The organism is Acidobacteriota bacterium, from assembly GCA_003225175.1.
GTDB lineage: Bacteria > Acidobacteriota > Terriglobia > Terriglobales > Acidobacteriaceae > Gp1-AA112.
This window is the reverse complement of the sequence record QIBA01000030.1, coordinates 39,582-53,784: the sequence shown is the minus strand read 5'-3', so window position 1 is coordinate 53,784 and position 14,203 is coordinate 39,582. Positions and strand designations below refer to the sequence as shown.

The following is a 14,203-nucleotide window of genomic DNA, read 5'->3' as shown; positions in this document are numbered from 1 at the left end:
TCCACGTTAAATGCCCATAGTTGGGTTTCTACCTCACGGTCGCGGCGATGAGCGCTGACGAGTGTCTTCGGTGCGCGCGAGCCTGAGTCGCATTCGTCGCAACCGTGCGGGCCACGTCGTAATCTACGTCTCGAGAAACGATCCGATATTCGCCTCCGAAGCGCAGGTGCGCGAGAGCCTGCGTTTCGGTTTGCAGCCACATGCCGGCAACCTCGGCGTACTGAATGACTACGTGTACGTCTTTCACCCAGAATGAAGGACTTTTCGCTGGATCGCCTTCGATCCGGAGAATTCGATAGGAATCTTTGTCCACCCAGATCATTGCATTGAGTAATTCCTTACGTTCATGCCTGGGTTTGATCTCAAGTTTGTAGCACGGGCGTCCGTCGGCTATTCCCGCGCCCGCGAAGGCGAAGTCGTAATTGCTGTCGTTGACCATCATCATCTTTGGATCGCGCGTTGCGTCGATTTCATGGTCGAGAATGCGGCGAACGACCTTTTCGCCCATGCCGCCGGTGCTCTTGTCAATGTCGTAGCTCTTCACGTTCGGGGGCAGGAAATTGATTTGAGCAAGGACCTCGGTGCGCGGCCGATCACTATCGGAGCCAAAGACTTTGTATTCGCGGGTAACTGAGTAAGGTCTAGCCTGGACGTGACTCTCTAACTGTGCCTCAATGATTTTTTTTACGAGAGAGGCGATATCGGGGTGCGATGATGCGTTTGCGAGCTCGGCGGCGATGGCCTGCGCATTCCCAAACAAGAGAGCAAGCAACAGGACTGACATAGCCGTCGTGAGGGTGTACTGGTAGCGAGGGCCCGACATCACACAACTCCACCTATTGACGAGTGAACACCTGTTTAGAAGCGGAAGTCGGGCTTAAGGAAGGCCAGACAAGTGGCAATTTTGTATGTACGCGATTCAGGTGCTACATCCCTCGAGCGATGAAGCTCACAATAAATCCTGCTCTACTCCTTGTTTTTCTTGCGCTTACAGATTTCAGCATCGGGAATTCAGCTTTGGCCCAGATAAAGCCCGGAGAAACCAACTTCAACCAGAGTAGCTCGAACCAAGATGCGAAGAAGGGACTCGATGAATTCAATCACGCCTTTATTGAAGCTTGTCGCAATATGAATCACGATGCGGCAGCGCAGCTATGGGCTGATGACGGAGTGGATCTGCTGCCCGCCATGGAACCGATGGTCGGCAAACCCGAGATTTCAAGGTGGCTAATAGGGCTCGGTGAAAAGATGAAGGGCGTGAAGGTGCTTCAGTGCGACGTGGATTGGCGTGAGACACGCGTTGCCGGCCACTTGGCGTATGAGTGGGGATCAACACGCAAACCATTTCCGTCCCAGATCGCGTGGAACCAGTCAAAGACAAAAGTAAGATCACGCTGATCCTGCAAAAGCAGACAGATGGTTCATGGAAGGTAGCTTTGGAATCCTGGAACAGCAGCTCACAGTAGACTTTGAGTAGCGGGTTCCGGCTGCCCTCGGCTGGTTCCAGTATGGATCGTCACTCTTTGGTTTGCCGTTTTAAGCCAGCAAATTAAAAAACGCACCTACACGAAATCTTACGCCGTGACCGGCCGAGGGCGACCGACCACGTACTCAAACGCTGATTCTATCTGGCCATCACAACGCCGCTGCGAGCTCGTCGTTCCGCATACAGTGGGAACTGTTCTGCAAGCTCGAATACCTGGTGACGGATGCGCTCGAGAGCCTTGTCCTCTGAACGCCGCTCGAGAGCCTCGGCGATCCAGTGGCCGATCTGCATCATCTCCGACTCTTTCATCCCACGCGTCGTAAGCGCTGGCGTTCCGATTCGGATTCCACTCGGCTTGAGCGGCGGGTTCGTGTCGAACGGAATGGCATTCTTGTTCACCGTGATACCCGCTTTTCCGAGCGCCGCTTCCGCCTCGCTGCCGAGCATGCCTTTGGCGAAAACATCCACGAGTACAAGATGCGTATCCGTTCCGCGCGAGATAATGCGGAAGCCTACATCCTTCAAGGTCTGCGCCAAGACCTTAGCATTCGCTACGATTTGGCGGGCATAGTCGGCGAACAATGGTTCCAGTGCTTCTTTGAACGCGACTGCCTTCGCCGCGATTATATGCACCAGCGGGCCGCCCTGATGTCCGGGAAATACGTTCTTGTCGACAGCGGCCGCGTACTCCTGCTCGCAAAGAATCATGCCAGCGCGAGGTCCACGCAGTGTCTTGTGCGTCGTTGTGGTAACGATCTGCGCGTGAGGAACTGGCGAGGGATGCACGCCCCCCGCCACCAGTCCGGCGAAATGCGCCATGTCGATCAGCAACAATGCTCCGCAGCTATCGGCAATCGCGCGCATACGCTCAAAATCAAAGATTCGAGGATACGCGCTGCCCCCGCCGATAACCAGCTTTGGCTTTTCGCGCGTCGCAATCTGCTCGAGATCGTCATAGTCGATGGTTTCGGTGTCCTTACTCACGCCGTACGAGACGACTCGGTAGAGCTTGCCGGAAAAATTCAGCTTGTGGCCGTGCGTGAGATGGCCGCCATGAGCAAGGTCGAGTCCCAAAATGGTATCTCCGGGTTGGAGAATCGAGGAATAGGCTGCGGCATTCGCCTGGGAGCCTGAGTGTGGCTGCACATTGACATGCTCGGCTTGAAAGAGCTCTTTGGCGCGTTCGCGAGCCAGATTCTCAACTACGTCAGTAAACTCGCAGCCGCCGTAATAGCGTTTCCCGGGATACCCTTCTGCGTACTTGTTTGTGAAAATGCTTCCCGCCGCTTCCAGTACGGCCTCGCTGACGAAATTTTCCGAAGCAATCAGCTCAAGTCCTTCATGTTGACGGCGCTGCTCGTTCTCGATCGCAGCAAACATGTCGGGATCGATCTCAGATAACCGACGCTCCATTCGATTGGCCATTAGCGAATCACCTTCTCCGCTACAGACTTCGCCTGAGTAAACAGGTACAGATAGTCCGGACCGCCGGCCTTAGAATCCGTGCCGGACATGTTGAATCCGCCAAACGGATGTGCACCTACCATGGCTCCAGTGCACTTGCGATTGATATAAAGATTCCCGACATGGAAATCGCGCTTTGCGTATTCAATCTTCTGGCGTGAAGACGTGTAGATGGCTCCGGTGAGTCCGTATTCGGTGTTGTTAGCGATTGCCAGCGCATCTTCAAAGTCCTTCGCCTTGATTACTGCCAAGACCGGACCGAAGATTTCCTCCTGCGAGATGCGCGCGTTTGGCGCTACGTCGGCGATAACAGTTGGCTGAACGTAGTAACCATCGCCGAGGTCGGTCGAGCGGCCCCCGCCCGTGATCAGCCTGCCCTCTTGCTTGCCAATCTCGATGTACTCAAGAATCGACTTCAACGCACCTTCATTCACGACCGGACCCGTGTTCTTGTTCTGCGTCGGATCGCCTTGGGACAACTGATTTACTCGATCACGGAGCCGGGATACAAAGAGATCGTAGACAGGCTCTTCTACAATTGCGCGAGAGCACGCCGAGCACTTTTGTCCATTGAAGCCAAAAGCGGATGCGACCACACCCTCAACCGCCGAATCCAGATCGCAATCGGCCTGCACAATCATCGAGTCTTTTCCACCCATCTCGAGGATCGTGCGCTTGATCCAGATCTGACCCTTGCCTGGCTGGGCTGCGCGCGAATGAATGTCGAGGCCCACCTCCTTCGATCCGGTGAAGGCGATGAAGCGAGTTTTTGGATGCTCCACCAGGGCATTGCCGAAGGTGCCTCCCGATCCGGGACAGAAGTTCACTACGCCTTCCGGCATTCCGGCTTCCTGAAGAACCTCGAAAAATTTCGCTGCGATTGTCGGTGAGTCACTCGATGGCTTCAGGATGACGGTATTTCCGCACACAATCGAGGCCGAAGTCATGCCGGCCATAATCGCAAATGGGAAGTTCCAGGGCGGAATTACCGCACCCACGCCAAGCGGGATATAGAGCAGCTCATCCTGCTCGCCTGGGAGCTGCACAGGAGTCTGTACTCGCGACAAGCGCAGAGCTTCGCGCGCGTAGAACTCGAGAAAGTCAATGGTTTCGGCGGTATCGGCATCCGCTTCCATCCAGTTTTTACCGACTTCGTAAACCATCCATGCATTGAATTGAAGGCGTCGCGACTGAATGATAGCGCTCGCATTCAGCAGCAACGATGCCCGCTCTTCCCAGGAGGTAGTGCGCCAACTCTCGGACGCGTGCAGAGCAGCCTCCATCGCTGGCTCAACATGCTCCGCGCCGGATTTCTGGTGAATTCCGACCACCTCAGACGGCTTGGCTGGATTCAGCGACTTGATCTTGTCCTTCGTGCGGACCATTTGCCCGCCGATTACAAGATCGTATTCAGTTCCGAGCTGCGAATGCACTTGACGAAGCGCATCACGCATCGCTCGGGCATTCTCCGGGTTCGTGAAATCAAGATGGGGGCTATTTCGGAACTCCCCCCGGGGTGAATGCAAGGAGATAGCGGAAATGGTTTCGATGGTAGCTGCCATTGGAGGATTCCTCTAGGAAGGTTTACCGCGGCGCCCCGAAAGCCTGCCGCAACCCTCTAGTTTACACCGTAGAGGAGAGGCACTCGGCAGTCGCCACTCGGCCTCTTTACGGCTACGTAGCGTCAGTGACGGAAATGCAGCTCACAGTCTTAAAGGCTATAGCGAGGAGAGTTGCTCTTCGAGCGCTGATAGCCGAAAGCCGAGTGCCTCTAACTCCGGGCGCTTGCGAACTCCCGCGCAGCAGCAATGCGGCGCGAAACTGCGGGATGGGAATGGAAGAGAATCTCAATCAGGCGCGATGGCTTTTTCTCGGAGAGATTCTGCAAGCTGAGCTTGTCCATCGCGGTGATGAACGGATCGACGCTGGGAACTGACTGCCAGCAGTAACGGTCTGCTTGGCGTTCGTTGAAGCGCGAGTAGGCGTTCAGCGCAGGTAAGAGGACAAGAGAGAGTGCTGCCGAAACGAGCGCCAGCAGTGGCAGGTTTGCGAAGTCGGAGAGCAGATCGAACATGTGCCACTCATAAGTGGCATAGCGCAAGACTTCATTCGCTACCCAGAAGGCGATGAAAGTAACAACCATCTGCAGCACAATGCTCTTGAAAATGTGCCGATGCACATGATGTCCAAGTTCATGCGCCAGCACGGCTTCAATTTCATTGTGGGAGTAGTTCTGCAATAGTGTGTCAGCTAGGATGATGCGACGCGTGTTCCCCAAACCTGTGAGCGCCGCATTGGCCTTCTTGCTTTTTTCTGAAAGCTTCCATTCGTACACTCCGCGAACGCGAGTCCCTGCACGCTCGCTCAACTTCACCAGCCGATTGCGCAACTCCTGATCTTCGAGAGGAACGAATTTGTAAAAGATAGGAAAAAGCACGACCGGGGCAAGCTGCGCGAAAATTACGAACAGCGCTGTAAACGCAATCCAGGCATACAGCCACCAATAGATTGCCGCGCTGCGGATAATCCAATAGACCAACTCTGTGAGCAAAGTGGCGAGAACGAGCCCAACGGCCCAGCCCTTGATTTCATCGAGGATCCACGCAGGAGTGTGTTGGTTCGAAAGGTGGAATCGGTGTTCAATACGAAAGCTGTATGTATCAAGAGGCAGGCTAACAATTTTGCTGATGATCGTCAGCAAGAGCACGTAGTAGAACAGTGCGAGCACATAGTGTTCGTGGGCGAAGCGAAATGCCACATCGCGGAGATCACGCGTCCATCCTGTTGCCAGCAGTACCACGAGGAAGACAATTCCCAGAGTGGCATCCGCAACGGAGATCCAGCGACGAATGCGGCTATACTGCCGCGCCTCGGGAGTATCGGCATGTCCTTCCGGATGGATATGGCCAGCCACGTCGGTGTTTGCTGCGGGCATTTAGTGAGCTGCTGTCCCCGCCATTTCGCCCTGGTAGACGAAGGCTTCAGCCGATTTTAGTAGCTGCTGCACAATCTCTGGCGATCCGGCTTCGGAGTAGACACGCAGCAGCGGTTCGGTTCCCGATGCTCGCAGCAGCAGCCACGCTTCTGCCGCCGCCGATGCGGTGCCCGGTTTTCCCTTCGGCGCGTCGAGGAAGAACTTCACGCCATCGAGCGTCTCAACACGCAGAATCTCATTTCCTCCCATCTCACGTACTCCGGATTTGGCGCGAGTAATCGCTGACTCTTTCAGCTCATTCGGAATATGCATGTCCAGACGTGCGTAATAGTGCTCTCCATACTTTTTTTGAAGATCCTGCACTAGTTCGGCCAGCGTGCGCTTCTCTTCTGCCATGACGTTCGCGAGAAGAAGAGCGTTGAGAATGCCGTCACGTTCAGGAAGATGACGCGTAATTCCGATTCCCCCTGACTCCTCGCCTCCGATCAGGATGTCGCGTTCCAACATGAGATCGCAGATGTTCTTGAAGCCTATTCCGCATTCGTGCAGCCTTCGTCCATGCTCCGCAGCGATGCGATCGACCATCTTCGTCGTATTGAATGCGCGCACTACCTCTCCCGGCCATTTCTTACGTTCCAGTAGCCAGCGAAGCAGGATCGAGTAGATCTTGTGTGAATCAACGAAACTGCCGTCTTCGGCCACGGCACCGATGCGATCCGCATCTCCGTCGGTGATCAGGCCGCCATGGCAGCGCTCGCGCACAACCGCTTCTTGCGCCTCGCGCACGTGCGGTTCGATGGGTTCCGGATTGATGCCCGGAAAGAGCGGATTTACCTCGGAGCGAATTTCTACGTGCTTGATTCCACGCTCGGCGAAGATGCCCGAGAGTACACATCGGCCGGATCCGTACATGGAGTCGATGAGGAACTTGAAGCCGGCGGCGGTGATCTTCTCGAGATCCGCGAATTTCTTGATGGCTTCGATGTAAGGCTGCTTGAAGTCTGTATCACTAATCGTGCCTGCCTTCGATCCCTTTGGGACAGGCTTATCGAGTTCAGCCTCAATGGCCTGCATAATTGCCGGGCGTCCCGATCCACCATAACTCGCCTTGTACTTCACTCCATTCCAGTTGAACGGATTATGACTCGACGTAATCATCACCCCACCAGCTGCGCCGAAGTACTTTACGCCGAATGAGAGAGCAGGTGTCGGTGTGTAGTCGTTGGACAATTGAACGTCAATGCCGGCAGTGGCAAGTACTTCGGCAACGGCTTGAGCAAACATCGCCGAGCCGAACCGCGTGTCGTAACCGACCACAACACCGCGTCGGCTGTCTTCATTTTTCAGAACGTAATTGGTGATGGCGGAAGCGGCGCGCCGGACATTGGCAAACGTGTAGTCATCAGCGATGATGCCACGCCATCCATCCGTACCGAATTTGATTGGTTGCATAGAGCGAGAAGAAACCTTGTAGTTTAGACGATATGGTGAAGCGGTACCATGCACGCTGAGCTACTGCCGAGTTCTTGGATGCAATGTGGACAAGTTGTGGGTGTGGACAGCTATGAAGTTAAGGCGAAGTTGCGGCGAAAGGCGCACTCGAGGCGGCGGATGAACCGAAAATCTTCGCCTGCAGAGCCGAATCTAATTCTTCCAGAGCTTGCGAATTTCCGCCGCGGTCGATCGGGCAAGCAGAATCGCCATCGTCAGTCCGAGGGCGACATCGATTCCCTGGAGGATCTGCAGCATAGAGTAGGGCTAAGTTAGCCCACATTCAGCGAAGGTGCCGCATTACCTTGGTGCATGTTCCGCGCAGTTAACAGTATTTTTCTGTGATTCTCGGGCGCGAAAGTAACCTCGAGCTCCTTTATTCCGATTTTTTCAACCGGATGGCGGGCGGAAAATGCCAGCATGAAAATCAAAATGAAGGTCAACGGCCAGGAGGTTGGGGCCGCTGGAGGACTCGACCACTTCGTGCTGGATCAGGTAAGGCGCTCCATGCAGGAGAAGGTCGCCGGAGTTACTTGCCCGCAGCACATGATGTCGGCCGCGATCCAGGTGAATGGCGAATCACTCTCCGGACTCAAAGTGCAGATTCAAGCATGCTGTGATTCGATGCGGCAAAGAGTAGCCAAGGCTTTGGCATAGTTATCGAGCGGTGTGGGGCTTGACCCGGATCCCAGCAACGGGAACGATCATCGCCCTGCATCTGTTCCCAATCGGCAGGCCACGCGAAGCTTGGGCAGCATGGCTACGAAAGCCTATCGGACCTGAAATCACTTTCAAGACTAGGACTAAATCAGCTTCGTGAGTTTCTTATCCGCAAGATGCTTCACCACTTTGCCGACATCCTGCGAGTGCTCGCGCGTGGTGATGAGGATCGCGTCTTCGGTTTCCACGACGACGATATTCTTCACGCCGACTGCGGCTACAAATTTCTTGGGCGAGTAAACGTAGTTACCCTCGGCGTTCAGGACGAAGTGATCTTCGGCGTCAATCACGTTGAAGCCTCCGCCGTTCTTGGCGCTGGACAATTGGTGTTCGAAGAGCGCTGTCCACGAACCGAGATCATTCCATCCAAAATCGGCTCGCAGGCAGTAGAGGTTTGACGAGTGCTCGCCTTTTGCCGATCGCGGCTCCAGCACAGCGTAATCGATGCTGATGTTTTCGCACTTCTCGTAGAGATGCATGAAGATCGACTGGAACTTTGACGTTCCCCAAGCCGCGGCGATCTGTTCCAGATAAGGGGCGGTCTCCGATAAGTGCTCGCGCATGGCGTTCACCAGCGTCTTCGCCGACCACAGGAACATTCCGCTGTTCCAGTAGTAGTTGCCGGCGGCCAGAAATTCGTCGGCGCGCTGCTGATTTGGCTTTTCGGTAAAGCGACGGACACGATACAGGCCATCACCCAACTTCTCGCCAGCCTCGATATATCCGTATCCCGTTTCGGGACGGTTCGGAGCGATGCCCATCACGACGATGTTCTCGCCAGCGGCGGCCAACTCGATGCCATCAGCCAGGACCTTGTGGAAGTTCCTTTCATCCTTGATTACGTGATCAGCCGGGAACATGCCGATCACGGCATTTGAATTTTGTCGAGCTAAGATGCACGCTGCGAGCCCAATCGCCGGAGCCGTGTTGCGTGTTACTGGCTCCGAGACGATCTGCTTTTTAGGGACCTTCTTCAACTGGCCACTAATCACCTCGAAGATGTGATCGTTAGTAATGACCCAGAAATTGTTCTCATCGGCCATCGGCAGCAGGCGCTCCACAGTCTGCTGGATCATGGATTGGTCGCCATCAAGGTTCAGCACCTGCTTGGCCATCTTGCGGCGACTGCGCGGCCAGAAGCGCGTACCACTACCACCGGCGAGGATTACGGGATAAAAAGTTGAGATCTTAGTCATCAGGCCGTCGTTAATTTCATCGGGCTGCAGAAAGCAGTTGAACGGGGTTTTCGGTTTCCGGCTCGCTCGCGCTCACGGGCACAAGCGCTCGCACGCACTCGAATTCCCATTGTGGCCGGATCCTGTATGAGCCAATGGACGCAGGCACCACTGCAGCTTCACCCCGACCTACGCTGATTGCCGGAGCGCCATCGTATTCAATAATGCCGCAGCCGCGCAATCCGATGATGCAATGTGGAGAAGATCGTCGCGACACCTCCTCCGTATTCAGAGTCTTAACCTCTTTCAACATCATCTTGTCCACAGCAAATGATGGGGATGAGATCAGCACGACGTGTCCATTCCCGCCGCGGCTCTTCACCTTCCCTGCCCGAGTGACTTCCTTCATCGCTTGTAATCCGAGACCAATGTGCAGCTCGCGTGGGCGGCCATAATCGTACAGTCGGTAAGTCGTGTCCGAATTCTGCTGAGTCTCGAGCAGCACGCAGTCCGGACCAATCGCGTGCACGGTGCCGGCATCAACATAGATCATGTCTCCCGGCTTCACCGAAATCCAGTTGAGTAGTTGCTCCATGTTTTTTGAGTGAATGGAGTCCTCCACCTCTTTGCGATGAGCACCAGGCTTCAGCCCTAGTCCCACTTTGGCGCTTGGAGCAGCATCGAGCACATACCAGCACTCAGTTTTGCCGCATGGCAGGCTCGCCTTGCGTGCGTCCTCATCGTCAGGGTGCACCTGGACGGACAGCTTGTCTTTCGGAAAGATGATCTTCACCAGCAAAGGAAAACGTTGTTCTCGAGCCAGTGTGCCGTTGAGCTTGTCTCTAAATTCTTTGGAGATCTCGCCGAGTGTTCGGCCCTGAAGCGATCCGTTCGCAATCCGGCAACCTTCGCCCGTGAGCCAGACTTCGCCGATCGGCTCATTGCCAACTTTGTGAGACGGATAAAACGCACTCAAGTCGTGCGTGCCCCAGACGCGCTCGTGAAATTCTGGCAGCAATAAAAGTGGGTACAGTTGCTCCATTGGGCGGAATGATTCCAGTGTAGCTGAAACCGCTTACGATGCTTCAGAATCAGGCGCTTACTGCAACTTAGAAGCAGCTCCGGCCAGAGATGTTGGCTGATACCAGTGAAGCACCAGCTATTCCGCGCGCAGCGCCTGCGTGGGTTCAATCGAAGCCGCTCTGCGCGCGGGGATGAGAGCGGCGGAAGTGCCAACCGCCAGAAGGATCACGGCGACGGCGAAGTACGTTGGAGCGTCCAGTGGCGACACCTCGTACAAGAAGCTCCTTAGAGACTGGACTGCTCCGAGCGAAGCCAGAAGTCCGATTCCCAGCCCGACGCCGATCAGCCGCAGGCCGCGGCGCAACACCATATTCAAGATCAGCTCCCGGCTCGCCCCCAGTGCCATGCGAATTCCGATCTCACGCCGCCGTTGCCCAACGAGGTGCGAAAGCACGCCATACAGCCCTGCCAACACCATGATGACCGCGATCGTCGCAAATGATCCGATCAAGTACAGTCCAAGCCGCTGATTGAACGCCGCCTGATCGTGGGCATCCCGAAGGGTCTTGAAATCTTCGAGTGCGAAGTCCGGCGCCGACTCACGAAACGCACTGCGGATCACCGAGACGATCTCGATCGATGCATGAGTTCGCACGACGTAGTTCGTTTCGGCGGCAACCATGAATTGGTAGAAGATCGAGGTAACTGGGATTTGCGCATACGGCACATTCATCTCTGGTTGCTGCATTGCGGCGAGCTTGTTCTGCGCAGCATCAGCCATCACTCCGACGATCGTGTACGGTGTAATCATTCCTGTATCTTTGCCGCCTAACTCGAGCTGTTGCCCTATGGGATCCTGTCCGGCGAAGTAGCGTTTCGCGAAGGTTTCATTGATCACGATTACGTAGGGCGAACTCGCGCTGTCATCCTCGGTGATCATGCGGCCGCGGATGGCTGGTGTGCCGAGTACTCGGGCGTAACCGCCGCTCACAGTGCGGATGAGTGCGCTGTTCTTGTTCGGCGATTGCTCCTCTTTGGGGCGTCCGACGACGTCGAAGGAACTGTGCATGTCGATTTCCTGAAGCGGAACTGCGTTCGCGAAGGCTACATCCAGGACCCCAGGCAAGCCTCGCAGCTTCTGTCGCATCGGCTCATACACTCGCGTAAGGATCGACTCTGCCTGATTCGTTGCCTGAGCTTGTCTCACTGTGAAGAATCCTGCAGCATTTCCGGGCAGGGCCAGGAAGGTAGTGAGATTGTCCTGATCGAATCCCAAATATTTGTGCTCAAGCTTGTATAGGGTGCGGAACATTAAGCCGCTGGAGATCAATAGGATCACGGATAGCGCGACCTCCCCCGCCACCATGGTTGCGCTTACCCGAGACCGTTTTGGACCGCCGCTCGACCCACGGGCCCCTTCCTGCAACACCGCTTGCGGATCACTGCTGCCAGCCAGGACAGCCGGCGCGATGGATGAAAGCAGCGTCACCACTGCGGCCGCAACCAGAAGAGCGACGAACACGCTTGCACGCAGATGAATCTCGTCTGCGCGCGGGATCAAATCGGGAGGAAGATGCCGAATCCCGCTAAGCATTAACTGCGCCAGTGCGAGGCCTGCCGCCGCGCCAAAAGCGCAGAGCACGCCGCCTTCAATCAGCATCTGCATCATTAATGCCCGGCGGCTGGCACCTAGTGCGATTCGTACTGCAAATTCCTGGGTTCGCCCCAAGCAGCGGGCGAGCTGAAGATTGGCAACATTCGCGCAAGCGATAAGAAGAACCAGAATGAGCGCGCCGGTAAGCGCCAGAAATACCGCCCTTACATCCGACGTCACCACATTGCGAAATGGAATGGCATGGAGCTGCAGACCTCTAGCGCCTTTCGGTGTTCTCTGAGCGATGCCGTTCGCAATGGAGGTGAGCTCGTCTTGCGCTGCCTCAATTCTTGCTCCTGGCCGCAAGCTACCAAGTAGGTAGATGAAGTTTGAGCCACGATCCGAAAGCGCGTCCGAGGTTGGCTGGTAGGGCAGCCAGACTCCAGACGAGGCGTCGTTTCCTGAAAACCGAAAATTGTCCGGCAACACTCCGATGACGCTGTTGGGCTCGTCTCCTATACGAACTGTTTGTCCGGCAACGTGTGTGTCGGAATTGAAGTGCTTGCGCCAAAACGGGGCGCTCAAGATGACGACTTTCGCTGCACCAGGCTCATTGTCAGCAGCGACGAAGCTGCGACCGACGATCGGCTGTACTCCAAGAATGTCGAGCAGGTTTGCGGTCGTCTTGATAGCTGTTGCGCCTTCACTACCTTGCGCAGTTCGCATCACTACGAAGTCGATCATGTAAGCGGCGACATCGCGTACTTCCCGCGTCTGCTCGCGGATGTCCCGATAATTCGGCCAGGACGTTGCCTGAACTGAGTTGTCGGAACGGAGTCCTGGTGTGATTGCCACCAGCCGATCCGCATCGCGATAGGGAAGGGGCCGCAGTAAGACGGTATCGATTACCGTGAACATGGCGGTGTTAGCTCCAATACCCAGAGCGAGAGTCAGAATTGCTAGCGACGCAAAACCTGGGTTCTTGATGATCTGACGTAAAGCGAAACGGATGTTCTCAATCACGGAAACTCCTGGAACCCAGACCTTAGTGCAGTCGCTGTGCCACTTGTACGAATGAAAAAGCAAGCATTTAGAGAGGAAGATCACCTGCCACCTGTCCGCTCGCGAACAGTTGATTACGTGATACCGGCCGCCTTCTCACCTCAGCAGCCGCAACATCGGCATCTGCTATGGGCCCTGTCCGCCGGACGCTACAAGGGTTGAAGAACGCATGTCGGTCGATAATTCAGAATGCCAGCGGCAGAAAATCGACCATTCAGAATCTCCTAATAGAACCTCTTTGGACATCGGACCCCGTCTACCGGCCGAGGGCGGCCCGGAACCACGCAATCTTGAAACTAGTGAACCTGCTGCTGGGCCTGAAGTGGAGTCTGTGGTTTCGGTTGATGTAGCAGCACGCCGGAATCAACCGTCTGTCCGGTTCGGGAGATCGTTTGGAAATACAGTTTATCGCCACTGATTTCGACGAGCATGAATGTTTGGTCGGTATCGAAGCCCACTGCCATGATGTTGGAACCCTGGCGCAGGTTGTGGTAGCGGAGCTCGCCTGAGTTCCCCACGAGAAAGAAGTAGATTCCTTCTTCGGGCTTGAAGCGCTCATAGACGTGATCATGACCAGACATCACTACGTTCACGCCGTACTTCTCGAAGATCGGCATGAGTTGTTTGCGCAGGTCTAGATCGGGGCCGTGAAAACGTCCATCGGAATATAGCGGATGGTGAAAGTAGGCGATCTTCCACTTCGCCGTTGAACCGCTGATCTGATTGTTGATCCAATCAAGCTGCTTCGAGTCCATATAGTTGCTGTCGAGAACGAAAAACTGGACGTCGCCTTTCTTGAACGAGTAGTAGTGCTGGCTGTTCATGTTGAAATTTTTGTACAAGGTTTCGTTCGAGTCGTCGTGATTGCCCAGGCAAGCGTAAAACTTCACTCCGGCATCAAGCAGAGGCTTGTAGGGAGTCTCGAATTTGCGCTCGATATCCTTGGGCTTGTGACTTCCATAGATGTTGTCGCCCATCATGGTCACGAAATCATAACCGACAACTTTGCGGTAAGCCTCCATCTCCGCAGCCACTTCATATTGCGGTTTGTCGCCAGTTCCGTTGTCGCCAATCACAGCAAAGCGGACAGATTTCTGCTCCAGAGGCAGCTTCACATCGACCGCCACTCCACTGGCAGGCGCAGTTTCATGAGACGCGAAGATGGCGGCAAGCTCAGAGCGCGGGTGAAGGGAGATAACGCCGCATCCAAGAATGACGAGAGCTGCAATTGAGAGGATCCGGCGGGTCATTTC

11 protein-coding genes are annotated in these 14,203 nt (G+C 55.3%); 2 read left to right on the top strand and 9 right to left on the bottom strand.

The annotated features are described in order from the left end of the window. Positions 1 to 28: 28 nt before the first annotated feature. Positions 29 to 823 (bottom strand): hypothetical protein, encoded by a 795-nt coding sequence (locus DMG62_02520; protein PYY24460.1) that lies wholly within the window; start codon positions 821 to 823, stop codon positions 29 to 31. 119 nt (positions 824 to 942) lie between these two features. On the opposite strand from DMG62_02520, the gene DMG62_02515 reads away from it, so the two are divergent. Next, complete coding sequence (locus tag DMG62_02515) at positions 943 to 1,398, top strand: hypothetical protein (GenBank protein ID PYY24459.1); 456 nt, start codon at positions 943 to 945, stop codon at positions 1,396 to 1,398. 226 nt (positions 1,399 to 1,624) lie between these two features. On the opposite strand, the gene glyA is transcribed toward DMG62_02515, so the two are convergent. From glyA to DMG62_02495, 4 genes are all read right to left on the bottom strand, one after another. After that, the gene (gene glyA, locus DMG62_02510; protein ID PYY24458.1) at positions 1,625 to 2,911 is read right to left on the bottom strand and encodes a serine hydroxymethyltransferase; all 1,287 of its coding nucleotides are present in this window, start codon (positions 2,909 to 2,911) and stop codon (positions 1,625 to 1,627) included. After that, positions 2,911 to 4,512: an L-glutamate gamma-semialdehyde dehydrogenase gene (pruA, locus tag DMG62_02505; GenBank protein PYY24457.1), complete on the bottom strand. Its 1,602-nt coding sequence runs from the start codon at positions 4,510 to 4,512 to the stop codon at positions 2,911 to 2,913. Before pruA ends, glyA begins: the two co-directional genes overlap by 1 nt. 209 nt (positions 4,513 to 4,721) lie before the next feature. Further along, a complete protein-coding gene (locus DMG62_02500) occupies positions 4,722 to 5,885 on the bottom strand; it encodes a hypothetical protein (GenBank protein PYY24456.1) in 1,164 nt (387 codons plus the stop codon). Further along, positions 5,886 to 7,337 (bottom strand): phosphoglucosamine mutase, encoded by a 1,452-nt coding sequence (locus DMG62_02495; protein ID PYY24455.1) that lies wholly within the window; start codon positions 7,335 to 7,337, stop codon positions 5,886 to 5,888. It lies immediately after the preceding gene. Positions 7,338 to 7,796: 459 nt separating this feature from the next. On the opposite strand from DMG62_02495, the gene DMG62_02490 reads away from it, so the two are divergent. Continuing rightward, the gene (locus DMG62_02490; protein ID PYY24454.1) at positions 7,797 to 8,033 is read left to right on the top strand and encodes a hypothetical protein; all 237 of its coding nucleotides are present in this window, start codon (positions 7,797 to 7,799) and stop codon (positions 8,031 to 8,033) included. 146 nt (positions 8,034 to 8,179) lie between these two features. Here the strand turns inward: DMG62_02490 and DMG62_02485 are convergent, their stop codons facing one another. The 4 genes from DMG62_02485 to DMG62_02470 form a co-directional block, all read right to left on the bottom strand. Then, positions 8,180 to 9,292 carry a mannose-1-phosphate guanyltransferase gene (locus DMG62_02485; protein ID PYY24453.1) on the bottom strand — a complete coding sequence of 371 codons (1,113 nt, stop codon included), beginning with the start codon at positions 9,290 to 9,292 and terminating at the stop codon, positions 8,180 to 8,182. A 16-nt stretch (positions 9,293 to 9,308) separates the two neighbouring features. Further along, the gene (locus DMG62_02480; GenBank protein PYY24452.1) at positions 9,309 to 10,313 is read right to left on the bottom strand and encodes a mannose-6-phosphate isomerase; all 1,005 of its coding nucleotides are present in this window, start codon (positions 10,311 to 10,313) and stop codon (positions 9,309 to 9,311) included. A gap of 117 nt (positions 10,314 to 10,430) precedes the next feature. After that, positions 10,431 to 13,025 (bottom strand): macrolide ABC transporter permease, encoded by a 2,595-nt coding sequence (locus DMG62_02475; protein PYY24451.1) that lies wholly within the window; start codon positions 13,023 to 13,025, stop codon positions 10,431 to 10,433. Positions 13,026 to 13,246: 221 nt separating this feature from the next. Beyond that, the gene (locus DMG62_02470) at positions 13,247 to 14,200 is read right to left on the bottom strand and encodes a metallophosphoesterase (GenBank protein ID PYY24450.1); all 954 of its coding nucleotides are present in this window, start codon (positions 14,198 to 14,200) and stop codon (positions 13,247 to 13,249) included. Positions 14,201 to 14,203: the final 3 nt, after the last annotated feature.

What these genes read in the sequence shown, in the direction of transcription:
- DMG62_02520 (PYY24460.1), bottom strand. Translation starts at nt 823, where the DNA reads ATGTCGGGCCCTCGCTACCAGTACACCCTCACGACGGCTATGTCAGTC.
- DMG62_02515 (PYY24459.1), top strand. Translation starts at nt 943, where the DNA reads ATGAAGCTCACAATAAATCCTGCTCTACTCCTTGTTTTTCTTGCGCTT.
- glyA (PYY24458.1), bottom strand. Translation starts at nt 2,911, where the DNA reads ATGGCCAATCGAATGGAGCGTCGGTTATCTGAGATCGATCCCGACATG.
- pruA (PYY24457.1), bottom strand. Translation starts at nt 4,512, where the DNA reads ATGGCAGCTACCATCGAAACCATTTCCGCTATCTCCTTGCATTCACCC.
- DMG62_02500 (PYY24456.1), bottom strand. Translation starts at nt 5,885, where the DNA reads ATGCCCGCAGCAAACACCGACGTGGCTGGCCATATCCATCCGGAAGGA.
- DMG62_02495 (PYY24455.1), bottom strand. Translation starts at nt 7,337, where the DNA reads ATGCAACCAATCAAATTCGGTACGGATGGATGGCGTGGCATCATCGCT.
- DMG62_02490 (PYY24454.1), top strand. Translation starts at nt 7,797, where the DNA reads ATGAAAATCAAAATGAAGGTCAACGGCCAGGAGGTTGGGGCCGCTGGA.
- DMG62_02485 (PYY24453.1), bottom strand. Translation starts at nt 9,292, where the DNA reads ATGACTAAGATCTCAACTTTTTATCCCGTAATCCTCGCCGGTGGTAGT.
- DMG62_02480 (PYY24452.1), bottom strand. Translation starts at nt 10,313, where the DNA reads ATGGAGCAACTGTACCCACTTTTATTGCTGCCAGAATTTCACGAGCGC.
- DMG62_02470 (PYY24450.1), bottom strand. Translation starts at nt 14,200, where the DNA reads ATGACCCGCCGGATCCTCTCAATTGCAGCTCTCGTCATTCTTGGATGC.